General features: G+C 71.5%; 26 protein-coding genes. 14 read left to right on the plus strand and 12 right to left on the minus strand.

The window, feature by feature from the left end; genetic code table 11:
- Positions 1–3: 3 nt before the first annotated feature.
- Positions 4–897: a LysR family transcriptional regulator gene (locus AC1DSA_RS09655; RefSeq protein ID WP_477888454.1), complete on the plus strand. Its 894-nt coding sequence runs from the start codon at positions 4–6 to the stop codon at positions 895–897.
- Positions 898–957: 60 nt separating this feature from the next.
- A complete protein-coding gene (locus AC1DSA_RS09660) occupies positions 958–1,563 on the plus strand; it encodes a TMEM175 family protein (RefSeq protein WP_477888456.1) in 606 nt (201 codons plus the stop codon).
- Between the two features lie 23 nt (positions 1,564–1,586).
- Here the strand turns inward: AC1DSA_RS09660 and AC1DSA_RS09665 are convergent, their stop codons facing one another.
- Positions 1,587–2,000, minus strand: coding sequence for a cupin domain-containing protein (locus AC1DSA_RS09665; protein ID WP_477888458.1), 414 nt, complete (start codon positions 1,998–2,000; stop codon positions 1,587–1,589).
- Positions 2,001–2,101: 101 nt separating this feature from the next.
- Between AC1DSA_RS09665 and AC1DSA_RS09670 the strand changes: the two genes are divergently transcribed.
- A complete protein-coding gene (locus tag AC1DSA_RS09670; RefSeq protein WP_477888460.1) occupies positions 2,102–2,995 on the plus strand; it encodes a LysR family transcriptional regulator in 894 nt (297 codons plus the stop codon).
- 69 nt (positions 2,996–3,064) lie between these two features.
- On the plus strand, positions 3,065–3,946 hold the full coding sequence (locus AC1DSA_RS09675; RefSeq protein WP_477888462.1) for a DMT family transporter: 882 nt from the start codon (positions 3,065–3,067) through the stop codon (positions 3,944–3,946).
- Here the strand turns inward: AC1DSA_RS09675 and ydiK are convergent.
- The 5 genes from ydiK to AC1DSA_RS09700 form a co-directional block, all read right to left on the minus strand.
- The gene (gene ydiK / locus AC1DSA_RS09680; protein ID WP_477888464.1) at positions 3,902–5,062 is read right to left on the minus strand and encodes an AI-2E family transporter YdiK; all 1,161 of its coding nucleotides are present in this window, start codon (positions 5,060–5,062) and stop codon (positions 3,902–3,904) included. The two genes, AC1DSA_RS09675 and ydiK, sit on opposite strands and share 45 nt — an antisense overlap.
- 73 nt (positions 5,063–5,135) lie before the next feature.
- Positions 5,136–5,369 (minus strand): DUF3820 family protein, encoded by a 234-nt coding sequence (locus tag AC1DSA_RS09685; protein ID WP_477888466.1) that lies wholly within the window; start codon positions 5,367–5,369, stop codon positions 5,136–5,138.
- Between the two features lie 26 nt (positions 5,370–5,395).
- On the minus strand, positions 5,396–6,163 hold the full coding sequence (locus tag AC1DSA_RS09690) for a PIG-L deacetylase family protein (protein ID WP_477888468.1): 768 nt from the start codon (positions 6,161–6,163) through the stop codon (positions 5,396–5,398).
- 122 nt (positions 6,164–6,285) lie between these two features.
- Positions 6,286–6,882: a DUF937 domain-containing protein gene (locus AC1DSA_RS09695; protein WP_477888470.1), complete on the minus strand. Its 597-nt coding sequence runs from the start codon at positions 6,880–6,882 to the stop codon at positions 6,286–6,288.
- A 9-nt stretch (positions 6,883–6,891) separates the two neighbouring features.
- Positions 6,892–7,305, minus strand: a complete 414-nt coding sequence (locus AC1DSA_RS09700) for a DUF3597 domain-containing protein (protein ID WP_477888472.1) — start codon at positions 7,303–7,305, stop codon at positions 6,892–6,894.
- Between the two features lie 172 nt (positions 7,306–7,477).
- On the opposite strand from AC1DSA_RS09700, the gene AC1DSA_RS09705 reads away from it, so the two are divergent.
- On the plus strand, positions 7,478–7,789 hold the full coding sequence (locus AC1DSA_RS09705; RefSeq protein WP_477888474.1) for a GNAT family N-acetyltransferase: 312 nt from the start codon (positions 7,478–7,480) through the stop codon (positions 7,787–7,789).
- Between the two features lie 77 nt (positions 7,790–7,866).
- Here AC1DSA_RS09705 and AC1DSA_RS09710 read toward each other — a convergent pair whose 3' ends face one another.
- Positions 7,867–8,223 carry a DUF1304 domain-containing protein gene (locus AC1DSA_RS09710; protein WP_477888476.1) on the minus strand — a complete coding sequence of 119 codons (357 nt, stop codon included), beginning with the start codon at positions 8,221–8,223 and terminating at the stop codon, positions 7,867–7,869.
- 113 nt (positions 8,224–8,336) lie between these two features.
- Here AC1DSA_RS09710 and AC1DSA_RS09715 point away from each other — a divergent pair, with 113 nt between their 5' ends.
- The 8 genes from AC1DSA_RS09715 (at position 8,337) to AC1DSA_RS09750 (ending at position 15,593) form a co-directional block, all read left to right on the plus strand.
- A complete protein-coding gene (locus tag AC1DSA_RS09715) occupies positions 8,337–9,020 on the plus strand; it encodes an aspartate/glutamate racemase family protein (RefSeq protein WP_477888478.1) in 684 nt (227 codons plus the stop codon).
- A gap of 73 nt (positions 9,021–9,093) precedes the next feature.
- On the plus strand, positions 9,094–10,275 hold the full coding sequence (locus AC1DSA_RS09720) for a CaiB/BaiF CoA transferase family protein (protein ID WP_477888480.1): 1,182 nt from the start codon (positions 9,094–9,096) through the stop codon (positions 10,273–10,275).
- A 51-nt stretch (positions 10,276–10,326) separates the two neighbouring features.
- Complete coding sequence (locus tag AC1DSA_RS09725; protein ID WP_477888482.1) at positions 10,327–11,343, plus strand: AraC family transcriptional regulator; 1,017 nt, start codon at positions 10,327–10,329, stop codon at positions 11,341–11,343.
- A 96-nt stretch (positions 11,344–11,439) separates the two neighbouring features.
- Positions 11,440–12,942 carry a class I adenylate-forming enzyme family protein gene (locus AC1DSA_RS09730; RefSeq protein WP_477888484.1) on the plus strand — a complete coding sequence of 501 codons (1,503 nt, stop codon included), beginning with the start codon at positions 11,440–11,442 and terminating at the stop codon, positions 12,940–12,942.
- Positions 12,939–13,382 carry a PaaI family thioesterase gene (locus tag AC1DSA_RS09735; RefSeq protein ID WP_477888486.1) on the plus strand — a complete coding sequence of 148 codons (444 nt, stop codon included), beginning with the start codon at positions 12,939–12,941 and terminating at the stop codon, positions 13,380–13,382. Before AC1DSA_RS09730 ends, AC1DSA_RS09735 begins: the two co-directional genes overlap by 4 nt.
- A complete protein-coding gene (locus AC1DSA_RS09740) occupies positions 13,379–14,341 on the plus strand; it encodes a tripartite tricarboxylate transporter substrate binding protein (protein ID WP_477888488.1) in 963 nt (320 codons plus the stop codon). The genes AC1DSA_RS09735 and AC1DSA_RS09740 overlap by 4 nt, the downstream gene beginning before the upstream one ends.
- Positions 14,342–14,346: 5 nt before the next feature.
- Complete coding sequence (locus AC1DSA_RS09745; protein ID WP_477888490.1) at positions 14,347–15,162, plus strand: SDR family oxidoreductase; 816 nt, start codon at positions 14,347–14,349, stop codon at positions 15,160–15,162.
- Positions 15,159–15,593, plus strand: a complete 435-nt coding sequence (locus tag AC1DSA_RS09750; protein ID WP_477888492.1) for a PaaI family thioesterase — start codon at positions 15,159–15,161, stop codon at positions 15,591–15,593. The genes AC1DSA_RS09745 and AC1DSA_RS09750 overlap by 4 nt, the downstream gene beginning before the upstream one ends.
- A gap of 4 nt (positions 15,594–15,597) precedes the next feature.
- Here the strand turns inward: AC1DSA_RS09750 and AC1DSA_RS09755 are convergent, their stop codons facing one another.
- Genes AC1DSA_RS09755 through AC1DSA_RS09775 form a run of 5 tightly spaced genes read right to left on the minus strand, consistent with a single transcriptional unit; the run spans position 15,598 to position 20,630 of the window.
- On the minus strand, positions 15,598–16,482 hold the full coding sequence (locus AC1DSA_RS09755; protein WP_477888494.1) for a phosphatidylglycerol lysyltransferase domain-containing protein: 885 nt from the start codon (positions 16,480–16,482) through the stop codon (positions 15,598–15,600).
- Entirely contained in the window at positions 16,464–17,279 is an 816-nt protein-coding gene (locus AC1DSA_RS09760; RefSeq protein ID WP_477888496.1) for a TIGR03084 family metal-binding protein, read from the minus strand. The genes AC1DSA_RS09755 and AC1DSA_RS09760 overlap by 19 nt, the downstream gene beginning before the upstream one ends.
- A gap of 10 nt (positions 17,280–17,289) precedes the next feature.
- The gene (locus AC1DSA_RS09765) at positions 17,290–18,471 is read right to left on the minus strand and encodes a CaiB/BaiF CoA transferase family protein (protein WP_477888498.1); all 1,182 of its coding nucleotides are present in this window, start codon (positions 18,469–18,471) and stop codon (positions 17,290–17,292) included.
- A 35-nt stretch (positions 18,472–18,506) separates the two neighbouring features.
- Complete coding sequence (locus AC1DSA_RS09770) at positions 18,507–19,631, minus strand: acyl-CoA dehydrogenase family protein (RefSeq protein WP_477888500.1); 1,125 nt, start codon at positions 19,629–19,631, stop codon at positions 18,507–18,509.
- A 6-nt stretch (positions 19,632–19,637) separates the two neighbouring features.
- Complete coding sequence (locus tag AC1DSA_RS09775) at positions 19,638–20,630, minus strand: Bug family tripartite tricarboxylate transporter substrate binding protein (RefSeq protein WP_477888502.1); 993 nt, start codon at positions 20,628–20,630, stop codon at positions 19,638–19,640.
- A 183-nt stretch (positions 20,631–20,813) separates the two neighbouring features.
- Between AC1DSA_RS09775 and AC1DSA_RS09780 the strand changes: the two genes are divergently transcribed.
- On the plus strand, positions 20,814–21,794 hold the full coding sequence (locus AC1DSA_RS09780) for an NAD(P)H-dependent flavin oxidoreductase (RefSeq protein WP_477888504.1): 981 nt from the start codon (positions 20,814–20,816) through the stop codon (positions 21,792–21,794).
- Positions 21,795–21,936: the final 142 nt, after the last annotated feature.

A 21,936-nucleotide genomic window follows, 5' to 3' on the forward strand; every position in this document is an offset into this window, starting at 1 on the left:
CCCATGGACCGGCTCCGTGCCATGGAAGCCTTCGTGCGCATCGCCGACGCCGGCAGCCTCACCGCCGCCGCGCGCGACCTGGGCAGCTCGCTGCCCGCAATGGTGCGCACCCTCGCGGCCTACGAGGCGCACCTGGGCGTGCGCCTGTTCCACCGCACGACGCGGCGCATCGCGCTGACCGACGAGGGACGCCAGCACCTGGAGCGCTCGCGCGAACTGCTGGCCGCGATGCAGGAAGCGGAGTCCGCGCTGAGCGCCGGCGTCGCCCGGCCGGTCGGCCACCTGCACATCACTGCACCGGTGCTGTTCGGCCAGATGTACGTCGCGCCCCTGGTCACGCGCTTCGTGCAGGCGCACCCCGGGCTGCACTGCTCGCTGCTGCTGCTGGACCGGGTGGTCAACCTGCTGGAGGAAGGGCAGGACCTGGGCATCCGCATCGGCCGGCTGGAGGACTCCTCCCTGGTGGCGCGGCAGGTCGGCCAAACCCGGCGCGTGGTGGTCGCCACGCCGGAACTGCTGCGCCGCCACGGCGTGCCGCGCCATCCGCGCGACCTGCTGCAGGCCAACTGCCTGCGCGTGCTGGGCAACCGCACCCAGTGGGGCGACTTCAGCGACAAGGGGCGCTCGTTCCAGGTGCCGGTCACCGGCAACCTCGCCTTCAACCATGTCTGGCCCGCGGTGCAGGCGTGCAGCGAAGGCGCCGGCTTCGGCATGTTCTTCTCCTACCAGGTGGCCCCGCTGGTGGCGCAGAAGAAGCTGCGCATCGTGCTGGAGGAATTCGAGCTGCCGCCGCGGCCGATCACCGTCGTCTATCCGCATGCGCGGCTGCTCCCGGCCCGCACGCGCGCCTTCGTGGACTTCGTGCGCGAGCAGCTGCCGGCGATGCAGCCGGGATAGCGCCGCCCCCCTCGCCAGCGCGCGAAGCGCATGGCACTATGGCGCGCAGGAGGGCCGCCCATGCAGACACTCGGCAAGAACCGCCTGGAGGCCTTCAGCGACGGCGTGATCGCCATCATCATCACGATCATGGTGCTGGAGCTGAAGGTGCCGCACGACCCGACGGTCGAAGGGCTGCTGCGGCTCACCCCGGTGTTCCTCAGCTACGCGCTGTCCTTCCTGGTGGTGGCTATCCTGTGGGTGAACCACCACCACTTGGTCCACACGGCCCGGCAGGTCAGCGGCCGCATCCTCTGGTGGAACAACCACCTGCTGTTCTGGCTGTCGCTGGTGCCCTTCACCACCGGCTACATGGGCGAGAACCACCTGGCGCCGCTGGCGGTGGCGCTGTACGGGCTGGTGCTGGCCCTCTGCGGCGTCGCCTTCGACCTGCTGCGCCGCGAGATCGCGCGCCAGCAGCTGGACGACGCGGCGCTGTCCGCGGTCCACCGCCGCTCCAACCGGCGCAACGCCCTGAGCGTCCTGCTCTACCTGGCGGCGGTGCCGCTGGCCTGGGTGTCGGTGTGGCTGTCGGTGGCCATCTACGTGCTGGTGCCGCTGGTGTATTTCATGCCCGGCCGCACCATCGAGCGGCTCGCGACCGAGCAGGCGCCGGCGGCGGGCTGAGGGTGCGGGCCCCTGGCGAGAGGCTACTTCGCTTCGTCCAGGAAGGGCGTTCCCGGTTCGCTCACGTAGAAGATCACCACGCGCAACGGCTGCGTCGTGCTGCGGTTGTAGCCGGTCATGCGCACCTGCGGCGGTTCCACGTACGACTGTCCGGCGGCGACGGTCACCGGCGCGCGTCCTTCCAGCTCGAGCGTGAACTGGCCTTCCAGCACGTACACGGTCACCGGGGAACGGTGCGTGTGGAACACCGTGCGGTCGCCCGGCTGGAAGGTGGCGGCGAGCACCCGCACCTCCTGGGTCTCGCCGCGCGGCATGCCCTGCACCGCTTCGCGCAACAGCATCTGCGGACGGGCCAGGCCTCCCTCGTGCGCTGCGGCCGGGAAGGCGGCGGACAGCGAAAGCACGGCGAGTGCGGCGGCGATCAGGTGGCTTTGCATGGGCAACTCCGGTGCGGGGATGCAGCGGACTCTACGCAGCATGCAGTCCGGCGAACAGCCGCCGCTTTGCATAATGGGGCCGCAGGAATGCGGGAGGTGCGATGTTCGAATGGGACGATTTGAAGCCCTTCCTGGCGGTCGCCCGGCAGGGCAGCACCACTGCCGCCGCGCGACTGCTGCAGGTGGACCAGTCCACGGTACAGCGGCGCGTCGCCGAGCTGGAGCGCCGCATCGGCCAGGCGCTGGTCGAGCGGCACCCCGCGGGCTACCGTCTCACGGCGTACGGGCGGGAGTTGCTGCCCCTGGCCGAGGCGGTGGAGCGGGAAGTGGCGGCGCTGGAGCTGCACATCCGCGGCTCGGCGCGTGAGCTCAATGGGGTGGTGCGCCTCACCTGCCCGGAGCCGCTGGTGCAGCGCATCACCCGGTCGCCTTTGCTGGAACGCCTGAAGCTCGCGCATCCGCGCCTGCGGGTGGAGTTCGTGATCAGCGACCGCTGCATGGACCTCGGCCGGGGTGATGCGGACGTCGCGCTACGCTCCGGCGACACCGTGGACGCCAACCTGGTGGGGCGCAAGGTGGCCGATTCGCTCTGGGCCGTCTATGCCTCGCGCGACTACGTGGCGCAGCACGGCGCTCCCCGTTCGCTGGAGGAAGCCATCGCCCATCCCTGGGTCGCCTTCGATGCCTCCATGGCCGACCACAGACTGAGCGCATGGCTGCGGCAGTCGCTGCCCTCGGCGACCGTGGCGGCCACCAGCAGCAGCGTGCTGGGACTGGTGCAGTCGGTGAAGGCGGGTGTCGCCATCGGCGCGCTGCCCACGGCGCTCGGGGACGCGGAGTCCGACCTGCAGCGGCTGTTCGGGCCGGTGCCCGAACTCACGCGCGTCTGGCGCATCCTCACCACGCCCGCGTTGCGCAAGACGCCGCGGGTCGCCGCCTTCTTCACCTTCATGGAGCAGGAAGCGGCCACGCTGCGGCCCATCCTGGGCGGCTGATGGCGCGGGGCGCGCGCCGCCGCATGCGGGCCGCGAAGGCCCGGGCCCGCGTGCACAATCGCGCAGCCCATGCGAGCCCGCCACTTCGCCCAACTGGTCTTCCTGTCCGCCGTCTGGGGCGCGTCCTTCCCGCTGATCCGCATCGCCGCGCCGGCCTTCGGGCCGCTGCCCATGGCGTGCCTGCGCTGCGTGCTGGCGGCCATGGTGCTTTCGGTGCTGATGCGCTTCACGCGCCAGCACTGGCCGGCGCGCGCGCACTGGCGCGCCATCGCGCTGCTGAGTCTGCTCACGGTGGCCGCGCCCTTCGTGCTGTTCAACGGCGCCGGGCTGGTGCTGCCTGCCGGCTATTCCGCGGTGCTCAATGCGACCGCACCACTGTTCGGCGTGCTGGCGGGCGCGCTGTTCGGCGAGGAGCGCCTGACTGGCCGCAAGCTGGCCGGCTGCGCTGCGGGACTGGCGGGGGTCGCGCTGCTGGTGCGGCTCGGGCCGGTGGCGGTGGCACCGCCAGTGGTGCTGGCCGTGCTGGCCTGCGTGCTGGCCTCGGGCTGCTACGGCTTCGGCGCCGTGCTGATGAAGCGGGCGACGCTGGCGCACGACCCGCTGCCGGCATCGGCGGCGGTGCACGTGGCGGCCGCGCTGCTGCTCCTGCTGCCGGCCGCGGCGACGGCGCCGGCGATCCAGCTGCGCACCGATGCCGTGATCGCGCTGGCGGTGCTCGGGGGGATCACTTCCGGCTTCATGTACTGGATCAGCATGCGGCTGATGCGCGAGATCCCGGCGAGCGCGGCGACCTCGTCGGCCTTCATGATCCCGCTGTTCGGCGTCACCTGGGGCGGCCTGTTCCTGGGCGAGCCCTTCACGCCGGGCATGGTGCCGGGCGTGGCGCTGGTGCTGGTGGCCTGCGCGCTAGTGACCGGCTTCAATCCCCTGCGGCTGGTCTTCCAGCGCTAGCGGGCTGGCCGCGACCCGGGGCGGCGCGCCCGCGACGGGCACGGCAGCGGTCAGCGCCCCGCGCTCGTCGGCGCGGTTGACCCAGGCGTCCAGCAGCGTGTGCGTCACGGCCAGCACCACGGGGCCGATGAAGATGCCGATGAGGCCGAAGGAGATCAGGCCGCCGATCACGCCGACGAAGATCAGCACCAGCGGCAGGTCGGCGGCGCCCTTCTTGATCAGCACGGGCCGCAGCACGTTGTCCATGGTGGCGACGAAGATGCCCACCACCAGCAGGAACGTGCCCATGCCGGGCGAGCCGGTCCAGTACATCCAGAAGGCGGGCACCAGGATCACCAGGGCGGCCCCCACCTGCGCCACCGCCGCCAGGAACATCAGCAGGGTCAGCACCGCGGTGAAGGGCACGCGCGCGATCGCCAGCCCGAGTGCGCCGACGATCGTCTGCGCGATCGCGGTCACGACCACACCCAGCGCGACGCCGCGGATGGCCTGGCCCGAGAGCCGGATCACGTGTTCGCCCTGCGCGCCGCCCAGGCGGGCACCGAAGCGCAAGGCCCAGTCGGCCATGCCTTCGCCGCGCGCATAGAGCGCCGCGCAGGTGATCACGGTCAGCACGAACTGCAGCATCAGGGAGCCGAGGCCGCCGGCCTGAGAGACCAGCCACTTGGTGACGACGCCGAGGTAAGGCGTCACCAGCACCACGATGGCCTGGACCCCGCCAGTGGCCAGGTTCTGCCAGAAGGCGGCAAGGCGCTCGCCCACCAGCGGCAGGCCCTGCAGCCATGCAGGAGGCGGCGGCAGCTGCACGTCCTTCAGGTGGCGGGCACCGTCGGCGATCTCGTCGGCGTGCGAGAACAGCGTGGCAACCGCGGCCGACAAGGGCCCGATCAGCACCAGCAGCAGCAGCAGCGACATCACCGTGACGGCCACCCAGCGCCGGCCGCCGGCCCAGCGCTCCAGCGCCAGCATCGCCGGCCAGGTAGCGACCACGATCATGATCGCCCAGACCAGCGCGCCCAGGAAGGGCCGCAGGATCCAGAAGGACGACGCCATCAGCCCACCGATGAACAGCACGGTGAGGACGATGCGCGTGAGGTCGTTGCGTGGTTGGGTCAAGGCGCGACCATGGTGGCAAGGGCGGGGCGGCCGCGCCATTGGACCTTGGTCCATCCGCCGTTCCGCGGGCGGCTCAATCCTGGCGCGGACCGCCCCGCGCCTGGGCGCGCAGCGGCGCCAGCAGGTGCTTCAACCCGTTGTGGTCGATCTCGTGCATCAGGGCCAGCAGGCGCCCGATCTCGCCGGGCGGGAAGCCCTCGCGCGCGAACCAGTTGAGGTAGTTTCCCGGCAGGTCGGCGATCAGCGTGCCCTTGTGCTTGCCATAGGGCATCTCGGTCCGCAGCAGGCGCAACAAGGCTTCCGACATGCCGGCATTGTGCGTCGGGCGCGCCTTCACCGCGGCCCGAGCCGCGCCAGCTCGAACGCCTCGACATAGGGCAGCGGCGTTGCCAGCGCGGCGGCCGCCTGCCGGTTCACCTCCAGCACCCGTGCATCGAAGCCGCTGCCGCGCGTGCGCAGGTTGCGTGCCTGCTGGGAACGATGCAGGCGCAACAGTTCGGCCTTCCACTGCGCATCGTCCTCGCCGAAGTCCAGGAACACGTCCACGCGCATCTGCAGCGTCTTGGCGTCCTGGTTCAGCAGCGCCCAGGCTTCCCGGCCCAGGGCCGCAAGGGAGGCGCGCACCGCCTCGTAGGTGCGACGGTGCGTGCGGTTGCTGTCGTTGCCGTGCGGCAGGAACAGCAGGTCGGCCGGACGTTGCGCCAGCCAGTCCTGCAATCGCGCCGCGTCGGCGGCATCGTCCGCGGCGCCTTCCCACAGCCGCAGGAACTGCAGGCGCTGCGGCGCCAGGCCGAAGAAGGCGCAGCTCGCGCGCTGTTCTTCTTCGCGCAGCGAGGCCTTGGCCCGGGCGTCGGCCGCCCCGGCGAATCCGTCGTCCACGCCGCTGGCGCCGCCGGTGAGCACGGCGACGTGGACCTCGTGCTGCTGCCGGTGCAGGTGGCGCAGCGCCAGGCCGATCGCGTCGAAGTCGTCCGGATGCGGCGCCAGCACCAGGACCTGCATGCGCGCGGGGAAGTCCAGGTCGCGCAGCGAGCGCGGCGCGCGCCCGGGCTGCAGCAAAGCGTCCAGGGCGGCCTGGTGGGAGCCCACGGGAACGCTCACGGGCCCAGGTGCCGCAGGCACAGCAGGGCCGCGTCCAGCTCGCTCAGCTCGCCACTGCGCACCAGGTCTTCCAGCTCCTCGCGCGTGGCCAGCGTCACCTGCATCAGTTCGTGCGGTTCGCGCTAGCCCCTGGCCTTGCCGGCCATGCGCAGGATGTCGTCGAGCGCGTTGCCGTCGCCGTTGGCATCCAGCATGCCCACCAGCCCGCCCAGCCCGCCGCCTGTGCCGGCAGCCTGGCCGCCGCCGAGCACGCTGCCGAGCATGCCGCCCAGGCCACCGAGTTCGCCTGACGGCGTTTCGCCGGCGCTGCGCTTGGCCATGAAGCCGGTCACCAGCATGGCCAGCATCGGCAGCATCTTCTTGAGCAGCGCGGGATCCAGTCCCGACTGGGCCGAGGCATTCTGCGCGACGGTCCGGCTGACATCCCGGGAACCGAAGATCTCGCCCAGCACCGCATCGCCCTTGCTGGTGTCGGTCGGCTCCGGTGCCAGCACTTCGTCCATCAGTCCGCCGCCGCCGAGCTTGCCCAGCAGGTCGCCCAAACCCCCAAGTCCGCCCGATGCGCCCGATCCACCTGCCTGGGCCTGTTTCTGGAAGCCGCCCAGGATGGCCGGCAGCAAGGCTGCCGCGCCGCTGGAAGCCTGCTCCGGCTCGATGTTCAGTTCGCGGGCGATGGATTCCAGCCCGCCCGCCTGGGCGAGCATGTCGGTGAGGTTCATGGCATCTCCTCAGTCCAGCAGTTCGGCGGGCACCTTGCCGCCATTGGCCGCGAGCTTCTGCATCACGGCCTTGTGCAGCCACATGTTCATCTGCGCGGAGTCGGCCATCAGGTTGGCCGGACAGCCCAGTTCGGTGGCCAGCTCCTTGCGCGCCTGCAGGCTGCTGTCGATGTCCAGCAGCTTGAGCAGGTCGACGATCGAGGTGCGCCAATTGAGCTTCTGCGCATTGGCCGCCGCCTTCTGTTCGAGCTGCGCCGCGACGTCGACCGTCGCCATCGGGGCGGCCTTCGCGGGTGCGGCGCCGGCGCCGGCCGTGGCGGTGCCGGGCTGGGCCGGCGGCACCGGCGTGCGCAGCATGTCTTCCACCTTGCTGGCGCCGGCGTCGAAGCCGAGTTTGTCCAGGATCTTGCTGAAAAAGCCCATGGGGAATTCCTCCGGTGGATGGCAATGCGCGCGCCTGCCGGATGGCAGGCGTCGTGCAATCGCGACCCGAGCATCTGGCCACAAGCGCCCGGCGCGGACTGTTTCCGAGTGTTGCGCGAGGCAATCACGATGCCGGGCAAGCAGCACCGCGGCCGGTCCCGATAATGGTGCGATGGACGACCCCCGCCTTGCCGACCACCCCGAGATCAACCGCTTCGAGCTGCGCGCCGGCGACGACCAGGTGGCGGCCTATTCCGAATACAACGTGCTCAAGGGCGCGCTGCTGTTCACGCACACCGAAGTGCTGCCCGAGTACGAAGGCCGCGGCCTGGGTTCGAAGCTGGCCGCCTTTGCGCTCGACGAGGCGCGCCGCCGCGGCGTGCACGTGATCCCGGTGTGCCCCTTCATCGCCGCCTTCCTGCGCAAGCATCCCGAGTACCACGACCTCGTCACGGAGGAAAGCCGGCGGGCGTTCCACGTCTGAGGCGGCGGGCGCCGCGATCGCGCTCGAGCCGGGGCGTTCGCTCGATGCCCCACATTCGCGCGACTCCGCGCGACGGGTCAGGACAGCAAGACGAGCGCCAGCGCAATCGCTGCCGGCACCGCCTGCACGAACAGGATCTTGCGGCTGGCGGTGAGGGCCCCGAAGATCCCGGCCACGATCACGCAGCCCAGGAAGAAGACCTTCACGCTCGTGCCCGCGGCGCCGAGGGCCAGGCCCCAGAACAGCCCGGCGGCGAGGAAGCCGTTGTACAGGCCCTGGTTCGCGGCCAGCACCCTGGTGCCCTGGGCGGCCTCCAGCGTCTGGCCGAAGGCCTTGAGCCCGGCCGGCTTGTCCCACAGGAACATCTCCAGCACGAGGAACCAGACGTGCAGCAGGGCGACCAGGCCCACGGCGATGGCGGCAACAGTGGACAAGGCGCCTCCTGGCGGAATGGGCAACGAAGGCGACGGTAACCGGGGGCCCCCACGGAAGCAAGCGGATGGCGATGGCCGCGACCTCGTGCGCGCGCGGACAATGCGGCCCTGCCATGGCCATCCCGAACGGCTTCCTGGGCATCCTGATGCTCGACACGCGATTTCCCCGGCCGCCCGGCGACGTGGGGAATCCGCAGACCTATGCCCGCGCCGGCATCCCGGTCCGCTTCCTCACCGTGGAAGGCGCCTCGCCGCAACGGGTCGTGCAGCAAGCGGATCCGGCGCTGCTGCCGCCCTTCCTCGAGGCCGCCCGCGTGCTGGAACGCGCAGGCGCCTGCATGCTCTCCACCAGCTGCGGCTTCCTCGCCGCGCACCACGCGGCCCTGGCGCGCGCCGTCGCGGTGCCGGTGCTCACGTCCAGCCTGCTGCAGGTGGCGCGCTTGCGTCGTCCCGGCATCGTGACCATCGACGCGGCGTCCTTGACGCCCGCCGTGCTGGAAGGCGCGGGGGTTCCCGCCGGGACGCCCGTGCAGGGCGTGGCGCCCGGCTGCGAATTCCAGCGCTGCATCCTGGGCAACGAGACGGCGATGGACCTGGCGCAGGCGGAGGACGACGTCGTGACTGCGGCGTTGCAGCTCGTGCGCAAGCATCCCGACCTCGGCGACATCGTGCTGGAGTGCACCAACATGCCGCCGTACCGCGACGCGGTGGCACGGGCGACGGGGCGGCCCGTGCACGACATCGAAACGCTGCTGCTGGCGCAATGGGCCGCGCTTGCGCCCGCCGCCCGCTCCTGACGCTTTTCGCCAATCGCCGCGAGCACGCCTGCCATTGCCGCACCGCGGCGCAGGCCGCAAGATCCGCGGCACCATGAACGATCCCCGCGCCGCCACGGCGTCCTCCGCGCGCGGCGCGCCCCTCGCGGGCGTGCGCGTGCTCGACCTCACCCGCCTCTTGCCCGGCCCCATGGGCACCCTGCATCTCGCCGACCTGGGCGCCGACGTCATCAAGATCGAGGACACCGGCGCCGGCGACTACGCGAGCCCGCCCGTGCGCGCGCTCGTCAACCGCAACAAGCGCGGCCTGCGCATCGACCTGAAGCAACCGCAGGGAGTGGCCACGCTGCTGCGCCTGGCGCGCGACGCCGACGTGCTGGTCGAAAGTTTCCGTCCCGGCGTGATGCAGCGCCTGGGCGTGGGCTACGAAGCGCTCGCCGAAGCGAACCCGCGCATCGTCTACTGCAGCATCACCGGCTATGGCCAGACCGGGCCGCTGAGCGAGCATCCCGGGCACGACCTGAACTACGAAGCCATGGCCGGCGTGGCCGACCAGATGGGCAACGCGGCGGGCCCCGCGCTGACCAACCTGCCGATCGCCGACCTGCTGGGCGGCACGATGACCGCGGTGATGGGCATCCTCGCCGCGCTGTTCGATGCGGCGCGCACCGGCCGCGGCCGCCACGTGGACATCGCGATGGCCGATGGCGTGCTCGCGCACGGCGTACTGCCGCTGGCGGGACTGCACCAGCACGGGCGCGTGCCGATGGTGGGCGAGAGCCCGCTCACGGGAAGCCTCGCCTGCTACGGCTTCTACCGCACGGCGGACGGCCGCCAGCTGGCCGTGGGCGCGCTGGAGCCCAAGTTCTGGCAGGCACTGTGCCAGCGACTCGAGCGGCCCGACCTCACGCCACTGCACCGCACCGGCGATGCGGCGACCGAGGAGCAGCTGCGCGCCGACCTCGCCCGCATCTTCGCGGCGCGGCCGCTCGCGCACTGGACGGAGCTGTTCCGCGACGGCCAGGCCTGCGTGACGCCGGTGCTGCGCCTGGACGAGACGCTCGCCCATCCGCACTTCGTCGCGCGCGGCATGCGCGTCGACGGAACGGACGGTGCGCCGGCGCAGTTCGGCTGCCCGGTGAAGATGACCGGCTTCGATCCCGGCGTGCCGCGACCGGCGCCGCGCGCGGGCGAACACACGCAGGAGATCCTGCGCCAGGCCGGCTTGGGCGACGGCGAGATCGCCGCCTTGCGCGGCACCGGCGCCGTCGCCTGAGCGCGCGGATGCGCTGCCTACAATGAGCGGGCCGCCCGCGGCAGCGCCTCCATGAATCTCACGCACCACACCGTCGCCATCCAGCAGGTGCACAGCATCGTGCTCGGTGCGCGGGCCCGGGGCATGGACGTGGCGCCGCTGCTCGCGCGCGCCGGCATCGCCCCGGCGCTGCTGGAGTCGCCGCTGGCGCGCATCTCGCAAGGGCAGTACGCACTGCTGATCCGCGTGTTGCGGCGCGCGCTGCGCGACGAGATGTGGGGCCTGCTGTCGCGGCCGCTGCCACCGGGCAGCTTCGGCCAGTGCATGCGCCAGCTGGTGCGCTGCGCCACGTTGCAGGAGGCGCTGCGCGACGGCTTCGCCTTCTACCACCTGCTGGTGCCGGACTTCGTGCCGCGGCTGACGGTGCGCGAGGAGACGGCCCACGTGCAGTTCGTGCTGCGCCGCCCGCCCGACCCGCGCCTGGACTACGCGGTCAAGGCCTTCATGCTGTTCTCCTTCCACGCCGCTTCCTGGCTGGTGGCGCGCCGCATCCCGCTGCTGGGCGTGGACTACACCAGCGGCGTCACCAGCAGCGACACCTCGCGCGTCTACCAGGTACCGCTGCGGCAGGCGCAGCAGCACGTGGGGCTGTCGTTCGACGCGCGCTGGCTGGACCTGCCGGTGGTGCAGTCGCCGCAGAGCCTGCGCGAATTCCTGGCGGGCTCGCCGGCCAACCTGATCGTCAAGTACCGCGACACCAGCAGCGTCACCGACCGCATCCGCCGGCTGCTGCGCAAGCGCCTGGGCGGCGAGCTGCCCTCGCTGGACGAAGTGGGCGAGGCGCTTGCCGTGACGCCGCAGACGCTGCGGCGGCGCCTGCGCGACGAGGGCCGCGGCTTCCAGCAGATCAAGGACGAGCTGCGGCGCGACGCCGCCATCGAGTTCCTGCTGCACACGCCGCTGCCGCTGCTGGACATCGCCAACCGCGTGGGCTTCTCCGAAGCCAGCACCTTCCACCGCGCCTTCAAGCAGTGGACCGGCGTCGCCCCCGGCGAATACCGCCTCGCGCACGGCCCGGCCGAGCGCTGACCGGTTTCGCCAAGTCCTTTGGCGCTTCCGGCCATTGGTCCCGCGGGCGCCGCGGCCTAACCTTGGCCGCTTCTTCCATCCGCCGGGGACCGCACCGTGTATCTCACCCAGGGCCTGCACCGCGCGCTGCAGCGCCACCCCGACCAGACGGCACTCACCCATCTCGCCGACGAGGGCACGCGGCGGCACACGCACGCGCAGCTGGCCGACGGCATCGCCCGCCACGCCGCCGCCTTCGCGCGAAGGGGCATCGCGCGCGGTGACCGCGTCGCCCTGTTGGCGCCCAACAGCGACCAGCTGGTGCGCGCGATCCTGGCGTGCTGGTGGCTGGGCGCGGTGGCCTGCCCGCTCAACGTCCGATGGAGCAAGCCGGAACTCGCCTTCGCGCTGCAGGACAGCCAGGCCTCGCTGCTGGTGATCGACGAGAGCCTGGCCGCACTCGCGCCGGAAGAGGCGTGCCCGGTGCTGCGTTTCGCCCCGCTGCAGGACGAAGCCGCGGCGCTGGCGCCGCTGCCCGACTCGCGCACCGGCGGCGATGCGCTCGCGGCGCTGCTCTACACCGGCGGCACGACCGGCCGATCCAAGGGCGTGATGCTGAGCCACGCCAACTTCTGGACCGCGTCGATGACGCGCGGCGCCGAGCTGAACAACGCCCCTGATTCGGTGTCGCTGCTGGTCGCGCCGCTATTCCACGTCGCCGGCCTGGGCCGGCTGGTCGGCCAGCTGATCGTCGGCGGCACTTGCGTGACGCTGGCGCAGTTCCGGCCCGCCGGCGTCATCGCCGCGATCGAGGAACACCGCATCAGCGACATCATCGTGGTGCCCACCATGCTGCAGGCGCTGCTGGACGAGCCGTCGTTCACGCCGCAGCGCGTGAAGAGCCTGGACCGCATCGCCTTCGGCGCCGCGCCCATGCCGCCCGATTTGCTGGACCGCGCGCTGGCCGCGTGGCCGCATGCGGAGTTCTTCCAGGCGTACGGGCTGACCGAGACCGCGGGCGCCGTGTGCATCAACCTGCCCGCCAACCACCGGCCGGAGGCGCGCGCGCGTGGCCTGCTCACCTCCGTGGGCCGCGCTGGCCTGGGCGCCGAGATCATCGTCGCCGACGAAAGCGGGCGCGAGCTGCCGCGCGGCGAAGTGGGCGAGATCCTCGCGCGCGGGCCGATGGTGATGCAAGGCTACTGGCGCAACCCGGAAGCAAGCGCCACGGCGCTGCGCGACGGCTGGCTGCACACGGGCGACGCGGGCCGCATGCTGGAGGACGGCCACCTGTTCATCGTCGACCGGCTGAAGGACATGATCATCACCGGCGGCGAGAACGTGTACTGCGCCGAGGTGGAAGCCGCCCTGCGCAGCCACCCGCAGGTGGCGCACGCGGCCGTGGTCGGCGTGCCCGACGCGCGCTGGGGCGAGGCGGTCCATGCCGTGGTGGTGACCACGGCCGAAGGCGGCACCAGCGCCGATGAACTGCGCGCCTGGTGCCGCGAGCGGCTGGCCGGCTACAAGTGCCCGCGCCACATCACTTTCGTGCGCGAGCTGCCGCTGTCGGCGGCCGGCAAGGTGCTCAAGAACGTGCTGCGCGAGCAGGTGCGCGTGTGAAGCCGGTCGCAGGCGACCACGGCCGCAACATCTTCGGCCAGGTGCCGTTCACGCGCCTGCTGGGCGCGCGCCGCGAATTCTCCGAAGGCGGCCGCGCCCGCCTGCTGGTCGACCCGCGGCCGGACCTCGGCAACGTGATCGGCGCGATGCACGGCGGCGTGATGCTGACGCTGATGGACGTGGCCATGGCCAGCGCCGCCGTCTCGCTGTTCGACTTCACGCGCACCGCCGTCACGCTCAACATGAACAGCAGCTTCCTCGAACCCGGCCGGGGCACGCTGGCCACCGACGCCGAGGTCGTGCAACACGACGACAGCGTGGCCTGGTGCCGCGCCTCCGTCACCGACGCCGGGGGCCGCGTGGTCGCGCGGGCCCAGGGATCCTTCCGCTACCTGCCGCTGCCGCAGGCCGCTTCCAACTCACCGGAGACGACACCATGATTCCCCTTCCCCGCCGCGCCGCGCTGGCCCTGCTCGCCGCCTGCGCCCTGGCCGCGCCGCTTGCGCAAGCCGCCGATCCCTACCCCAGCCGGCCGATCCAGCTGGTGCTGCCCTTCCCGCCGGGCGGCTCCTTCGATCCCATCTTCCGCACGCTGGCCGAAGCCGCATCGAAGGACCTGGGCCAGCCGATCGTGATGATGCACAAGCCGGGCGCCGGCGGCGTGATGGGCACCGCCACGCTGGCGACCATGGAAGCCGACGGCTACACGATCTCCGTGATGCACAACTCGGTGATCCGCGCGCCGCTGGTACAGAAGGTGAGCTGGGACCCGCTCAAGGACTTCACCTACCTGATCGGACTGGCGGGACTGAGCACCGGCATCCTGGTCGCCGCCGACGCGCCCTGGAAGTCGCTGTCCGAGCTGCTGGCGGATGCGAAGAAGCGTCCCGGTGCCGTGAGCTGGGGCAACGTCGGCGCGATCAGCATCAACCGCATCTACGCGGAGCGGCTGGCCAAGCTGGCGGGCACCTCCTTCAACACCGTTCCCTACAAGGGCGGCAGCGAAGCCTTCCAGGCCGTGATCGGACGCCACCTCGACGTGTACGGCGACCCCGGCTTCGGCGCGCAGGTGCAGGGCGGCAAGGTGCGGCTGCTGGCGACCTTCACCGCCGAACGCCTGAAGCGCTACGACGTGCCGACGGTGAAGGAGCTGGGCTACGACCTGGTGATCGAATCGCCGGTGGGCCTGGTGGCGCCGAAGAACCTCGATCCGAAGATCGCGGCGCGCCTGCAGGCGGCCTTCCGCAAGGCGGCGAGCGACCCGGCCTACCTGAACCAGCTGGAGCAGTTCGACATGCAGCCCAAGCTCACCAGCGGCGAGGACTACCACGCCTATGCGAAGGCGCAGTACCAGCGGGAAGCGAAGATGCTGCAGGACATCGGGTTCAAGCCGGAATGAACGCGATGGACTTCTCCGCCTTCGATTTCAGCGGCCGCCACGTGTTCGTGGCCGGCGGTTCCAGCGGCATCAACTTCGGCATCGCGCAGGCCTTCGCCCGTGCCGGCGCCAGGCTCACCGTGATCAGCCGTTCCGCCGACAAGGTGGCCAGCGCTGCGCAGCAGCTGGAGGCCCTGGGCACGCAGGCGCTGGGCCTGTCCGCCGATGTGCGCCAGCCGCAAGCGCTGGAGCGCGCATTCGCCACGGCCGCGGAACGCTTCGGTCCCATCGACGTGCTGGTGTCCGGCGCCGCCGGCAACTTCCTCGCCGCTGCGACCGACATGTCGCCCAACGCCTTCAAGACGGTGGTGGACATCGACCTGCTGGGCAGCTTCAACGTGGCGCGGCTCGCGCACGCGCACCTGCGCAAGCCGGGGGCCTGCGTGATCCAGATCTCCGCCGGCCAGGCCTTCATCCCCACGCCCTTCCAGGCACACGTGTGCGCGGCGAAGGCCGGCGTCGACATGTTGACGCAGGTGCTGGCGCTCGAATGGGGCGCGCAAGGCATCCGCATCAACTCCATCGTGCCGGGACCGATCGCCGACACCGAGGGGCTCAAGCGCCTGGCACCGACCGATGCCACCATGGCCGCGATGGCGCAGCGGGTGCCGCTCAAGCGCCTGGGCCGCATCGAGGACATCGCCCGCATGGCCATGCTGCTGGCGAGCGACTGGGGCAGCTACATCACGGGCGCGATCATCCCGGTGGACGGCGGGCTCGCCCTCACCGGACCGCGCGACTTCACGGCGGCCGCGGCGGCGTCGAAGCGGGAGCAGGCATGAGCCTGCACCTGGTCGACCCGAACGAGCGCGAGCTTCAACCGGAACGCCCGCGCAGCGGGCCGGACCGCTACGTGCCGTTCTCGGAGCACCTGGGCCTGCGCGTGGAGCACGCTGAAGCGGGCGTGTCGCGCGTGGCGCTGGAGCTGCGCGCCGAGCACCTGAACAACCACGACGGCGGCCACGGGGGCGTCGTGATGACCTTGCTCGACAGCGCAATGGCGCATGCGGCCCTGTCCCGGGTCGCCTACGGGCGCGAGGTCGTCACGGTGGACATGCACATCGCTTTCATGCGCCCGGCGGCGGGCCGCCTGCTGGCCGAAGGCCGCGCCACTGGCGGCGGCCGCTCCGTGTGCTTCTGCGAGGCGACCATCACCGACGCCAGCGGCGAAGTGACGGCGCGCGCCATGGGCACCTTTCGCTACCGGGACTGAGGACTCACCGCGCCGGACCGGATTCTCCGAGCAGGCGCACCCGGTACTTCGGCAGTTGTTCCCAGGGCGCGTACGCCCGCTTGGCCTGGCGGAAGTTGGCCAGGCCCAGGTCCTGCTCGAAGTTGAGCCACTGCAGGCCGGGGTCCGCCATGCCCTGGTCGTGGAACATGAAGGGGTACACGCCGGGATGCTCGTCGAGCCCCTTGGCGAAGCGGACCACGCGCACGCCCGGGACTAGCGCCTCGGTGATGACGAAGCCGACGGCGCGCCCGCGCTGCCGGTACAGCGTGCCTTCCAGGCCGAGCTGCGCCAGCAGGAGCAGCGCCTCGCGGCAGGGCGCCGCATCCGCTTCGTCCGCGCTCTTCCCTCGGCTGGCGCGCCACGCGGCCAGGACCTCCAGCGCCTGCGGCTCTTCGGCCGGGGTCAGGCGACAGCGCGAGGGCGCTCCCACCGCCAGGAACTGGTTCATCTGCGCGCGCTTCTTGCGAAGCGCGGCGCCGCGGTAGTGGCGGAAGTTGTCCGCCGGAAAGAGGTAGTCGGCGTCCCGTGCGTGGGCTTCGCACTGGAACACGGCGGGCGGCAGCGCCGCCACGTCCGCCTCGGCCAAGGGGAAGAAGCAGTCGGCCTGCGCCAGCAAGTCCGCGATCACGGCCTGCGGCGCAGCGCACAGGTCGAAGAGAGGGAAGACGTGGCCCGTGCCGTCGTAGGTGACGCCGCGCAGCGCCGGCCACGCACCGCCCCGCCACCGATATTGGTGGGCGGCGCGGAACAGGTACAGGTTCGCGAAGCTGAAGTCCGACAGGGCCCGCGCGCCGAGCCGCGCGCGCCGGCTCGCCAGCAGCGGCTCGATCGCGGGAGCCAGCTCCGGCGTCAGGGGCTGCCAGGGCACCGCGTTTGCATCCGTCGCGCGCCCGGCGCGGGCCCATCCGCCGGCGGTCCGGCGAAGCACTGGGCGATGCGCATCCAGCGCGCGCCGTGCCCGCCACAGTCGAGGCCCGTGTCCTCCGGGTGCCGGCGCTGCGTCACCACCAGGCAGAAGTCCTCGGCGCGGCCGCACACCCGGTGCTCACGCGAGGGCGCGTTCCAGGTCCAGGCTTCCTCGCCCTCCAGCGTCAGCTGCACGTGCGGCGCGGGCTCGGGCACCTCCAGGCCACGGTTGCGGAAGCTCCAGCCGTAGGTGTTCACACCCAGGTGCGCGATGTGGCGCAGGCGCTGCGTGGCCGGGCGCTGCAGGCCCAGCGCATCGAAGACGTCCTGCCCGTGGGCCCAGGTTTCCATCAGGCGGGCCGCGGCGAAGGAACGCGCGCTCATGGCGGGGCCGAACCAGGGCAGCCGGTCCCGCGGGTCGCGCCGGCCCAGCGCCTGCACCAGCCGCGGATAGACGCCGCGCCAGTGCGCCAGCAGCCCGGCCCCGTCGAGATGGCCCAGCTCCGCTCGGGCGATGGCGCTGATCTCCAGCCCCGCGGCGCGCCGCGCCCGCAGCGCCCCGGCCTGCGCATCGAAGGCAGCCGCGTCGCCGGCGGCCGCGAGGCCCACGCCATCCAGCAGGCAAAGGTGCGCCACCTCGTCCCAGGCGGACCAGCCGAAGAAGTGCGTGGGCTGCCGCCACTGGGCCGCGCCGAGGCCGGCGGCAAAGTCCGCCAGTGCGTCGTATTCCGCGAGCAGGTCCGCGCAGAAAGCCTGCATCGTTCGAGCCTCAGCGCACCGCGCCGCTGGCGAACAGCGCATCGGCCTGCGCGCCCGTGCGGCCGGTCTCGGCCAGGATGGCCCGCGAATGCTCGCCCAGGTGCGGAGCGCGCGCCTCGGTGCCCAGCGTGCTGCCCCGGAAGATCGCCGCCGGGCGCGGGGCACGGATGCGCCCGAGGCCGGGGTACTCGGTCTCCAGCAGGCTTGCGTTGTGCCGCACCTGCGGATCGTCGGCCAGCGTGCCCTTGAAGTTCACCTGCCCCACGGGCACGCCCGCCGCCGCGAGGGCCGCGACGAAGGGGCGGACTTCCTGGTCCGCCGCGATCGGCTCCAGGATTTCGCGCAGCACGGCCTGCTGGTCGCGCCGCGAGGTGATGGTGGCGAAGCGCGGGTCCTGCAGCAGCTCGGGAACGCCGAAGACGCGGCACATGGCGGCGAACTCGTCGTCCTGCGGCGTGACCATGGCGAACCAGCCGTCGCGGCAGCGCCAGAGCTTCTGCCTGGCGCCGAACTCCACCACGGGGGGCGGCGGCTCGTCCAGGAAGCTGTGGTTATACAGCGCCTCCGGCCACAGGAACGACAGCGCGGCGTCCAGCATCGACAGCTCCACACGCCGGCCGCGGCCGGTTCCGTGGCGCTCGTGCAGCGCGGCCGTCACGGCCTGGGCCGCCACCAGCGAGGTGATCTTGTCGCACAGCAGGGTCTGCAGCAGCTGCGGCTGCTTGCTCTGGGGATCCGGGTGCGCATCGGCGAAGCCGGAGACCGCCTGGATCACCGGGTCGTACACCCGCTGCTGGGCGTACGGGCCGCTCTGGCCGAAGCCGCTGATGGACAGGTAGACGATCCGCGGGTTGGCCGCCGCCACCGCGTCGTAGTCGAAGCCCAGGCGCGCCAGCGCACCGGGCCGGAAGTTCTCCACCAGCACGTCGGCGGTCTGCAGCAGGTCGCGCAGCACCGCCTTGGCGGCCTCCTGCTTCAGGTCCAGCACGATGGAGCGCTTGCCCCGGTTGATGGCGGCGAACAGCGGCGTGATGTCGCCCTTGGCCGGGCCGATCACGCGCGTGAGGTCGCCGCCGCCGGCTTCCACCTTGATGACGTCGGCGCCCTGGTCGGCGAGGATGCCGGCGGCCATGGGCCCGGACACCACGGCGGACAGGTCGATGATGCGGACACCCGAGAGAGGACCTTGCATGGCTACGTTCCTTTGCGTGCAGGTCGTGGCTCCGCTCACAGGCCGCGGGCCACGATTTCCTTCATGATTTCGTTGCTGCCGCCGTAGATGCGCGCCACCCGCGCGTCCACCCAGGCGCTGCCGATACCTTCGGCCATGAAGCCGGCGCCACCGTGCATCTGCAGGAAGTCGTCGAGCAGCCGGTTCTGCATCTCCGAGCCATTGAGCTTGGCCATCGCGGCGCGCTCCGCGTCAAGCTCGCCGCGCAGGTGGCGCGCCAGGCAGTCGTCGACGAAGACGCGCAGCATGACCGCCTGCGCCTTGGCCTCGGCCAGCCGGAAGCGCGTGTGCTGGAAATCGAACACGGACTGCCCGAAGGCCTTGCGCTGGCGCGTCCAGTCGACGGTGCGCGCCAGGAAGGCCTCGATCGAGGCGGCGGCACGCAGCGCGATCACCAGCCGCTCCTGCGCGAGCTGTCGCATGAGGTAGTGGAGGCCGCGATGCTCCTCGCCCAGGAGGTTGGCCACCGGCACGCGCACCTGGTCGAAGAACAGTTCCGCGGTGTCCTGTGCGCGCAGGCCGATCTTGCGCATGGCCTTGCCGCGCGCGAAGCCCTCCATGCCGTCTTCCACCACCAGCAGCGACACGCCGCGACCGCCCGCGGCGGTGTCGGTGCGGGCCGCCACGATCACGAGGCCGGCGTTCAGGCCGTTGGAGATGTAGGTCTTCTGCCCGCTCAGCAGGTAATGCTCGCCCTCGCGGGGGGCGCAAGTGCGGATGGCCCTGAGGTCGCTGCCGGTGCCCGGCTCGGTCATGGCGATGGCGCCCACCAGCGTGCCCGCCGCCATCGCGGGCAGCCAGCGTTCCCGTTGTCCGGGCGTGCCGTAGGCATGCAGGTACGGGGCCACCACCTCGGAGTGCAGGCTGAAGCCCACGCCGGTGGCGTTGGCGCGCGCAAGCTCCTCGATGAGGACGGCGGCGTGGCCGAAGTCGCCCCCCATGCCGAAGGGCGGAGGCAGCGTCGTGTTGAGCAGGCCCGCCTGCCCAGCCGCGAGCCACAGCGTCAGCGGGACCCGGCCTTCGTCTTCCCAGCCGGCATGGAAGGGCGCGATCTCCCGCTCGACGAAGCGGCGCACCTGGGAGCGGAACTGCTCATGGTCCTCGCGCAGCACGGTCCGCATGGCGGATCAGTTCTCGACCTTGATGTTCGCGGCCTTGATGGTGCGATCCATCGTGTCGGCCAGGGTCCTGATTTCAGCGGCCAGCGTCTCTGGCGTGCTGCCCACGGGCTCCAGTCCCATCTCGCGCAGGCGGCGGTTGACGTCCGGCGCCTTGATCGCGGCGGCGATGCCGTCGGAGAGCTTGCGCACCACGTCCTTGGGCGTGCGCGCCGGCGCCAGCACCAGGAAGAAGCCCACCGGTTCGAAACCCTTGATCCCCAGTTCGAGGAAGGTGGGCACATTGGGCAGCGAAGGCGCGCGCTGCGTGCCGGTCATGGCCAGGGCCTTGACCTTGCCGGACTGCACCAGCGGCGCCAGCGTGGCCGTGTCCAGCCAGGCCGCGCCCACCTGGCCCCCCAGCAAGTCCTGCACCAGCGGCGCGGCGCCCTTGTAGGCCGCATGCACCAGGTCCAGCTTTGCTGCGAGGTTGAGCGACTCGCCGAAGATGTGCGCGGTGGTGCCCTGGCCGAAGGAGCCGTAGCCCAGCTTGCCCGGGTTCTTGCGCGCATGGGCGATGAATTCCTCCAGCGTGTTGGCCGGGAAGTTCGCATTGACCGCCACGCCGATGGCGGACTGCGACAGCATCGACACCGGCTCGAAGTCGGCGTCGATGTCCGCCGGAAGCTTCGCGTACAGCGACTTGGCGTAGACGGCGTTCGAGATGGTCAGGCCCAGCGTGTAGCCGTCCGCCGGCGACTTGGCCACCGCCGCCAGTCCCAGCCAGCCGCTCGCGCCGGGGCGGTTGTCGATGATGACGGGCTGACCCCAAGCTTCCGACAGCTTCTGGCCGATGGCGCGCGCCATGATGTCGGTGGTGCCGCCCGGCGTGTACGGGACGATGATGCGGATCGTCTTGTTCGGGAAGGCCTGGGCGCCCTGCGCCAGCGCAGGCAGCTGAATGCCCAGCAGGCCGGCGGCGGCGAGCCCCAGCAGGGCACGGCGGGTGTTGGATGGGGTCAAGGTTGTCTCCTCTTGGTGGCCAGCGCGATGGTCTGCGCGGTGCGCGGCCGGCGCAATGACATTTGCGTTCATCCGGATTGGCCGAAACGTCGAGGGCGCGCCGGCAAGGTCACGCACCTGGCCAATCGCTCTGAACTTTTTTGTCATTGCCGCGAGGGGGCACGGCGCCTAGAGTGCGCACGCATGAACTTCCGAAACCCCGCACTTCCCTCCGTGTTCTCGCGCCTGCGGCTGCCGGTGATGGCCGCCCCGCTGTTCATCATCAGCACGCCGCAGCTGGTGATCGCGCAGTGCAAGGCCGGCATCGTGGGTTCGATGCCGGCGCTCAACGCGAGGCCGGCAGCGCAGCTGGACGAATGGCTGGCCGAGATCACCGAGACTCTGGCGGCGCATGACCGGCAGCATCCCGAGCAACCGGCCGCGCCCTTCGCGATCAACCAGATCGCCCACAAGAGCAACGACCGCCTCGACCACGACATGTCCATGTGCGAGAAGTACCGGGTGCCCATCGTCATCACCTCGCTGGGCGCGCGCAAGGAGCTGAACGACGCGGTGCATGGCTGGGGCGGCGTGGTGTTCCACGACGTGATCAACGACCGCTTCGCCCGCAAGGCGGTCGAGAAGGGCGCCGACGGCCTGGTCGCCGTCGCGGCCGGTGCCGGCGGCCACGCGGGGACCACCAGCCCCTTCGCGCTGGTGCACGAGATCCGGCGCTGGTTCGAGGGGCCGCTGGCCTTGAGCGGCGCCATCGGCAGCGGCGAGGCGGTGCTGGCGGCGCTCGCGGCCGGGGCCGACCTCGCCTATATCGGCTCGGCCTTCATCGCGACGGAGGAAGCGCGGGCAAGCCAGGGCTACAAGGACATGATCGTGGCCAGCAGCAGTCAGGATATCGTCTACAGCAACCTGTTCACCGGCGTGCACGGCAACTACCTGCGCGGCTCCATCGCCGCCGCGGGGCTCGACCCCGAGGCGCTGCCGGTCAGCGACCCGAGCAAGATGAGCTTCGGCTCCGACCGGGTCAAGGCCTGGAAGGACATCTGGGGCTGCGGCCAGGGCATCGGCGCCGTGACCGGCGTCGCCCCGGCCGGCGCCGTGGTGGCGCGCCTGCGCGGGGAGTTCGCGGCCGCGCGCCAGAGGCTGGCAAKCGTGGCGGCCTTCGCGTGACCCGTTCCCCGCGGCGGGCGGCGCCGCGCGTTGAACGTTTTCGCCAACGCTTTTGACGCCTTCGGCGATTGAGGGAACAGGGCCCGTGCGCGAGACTTCACGCCAGTCCTGCCTTCCAGCGCCCGCAGGCGCAAGAGGCTGA

This window comes from Ramlibacter sp. P4_H7, assembly GCF_056400765.1.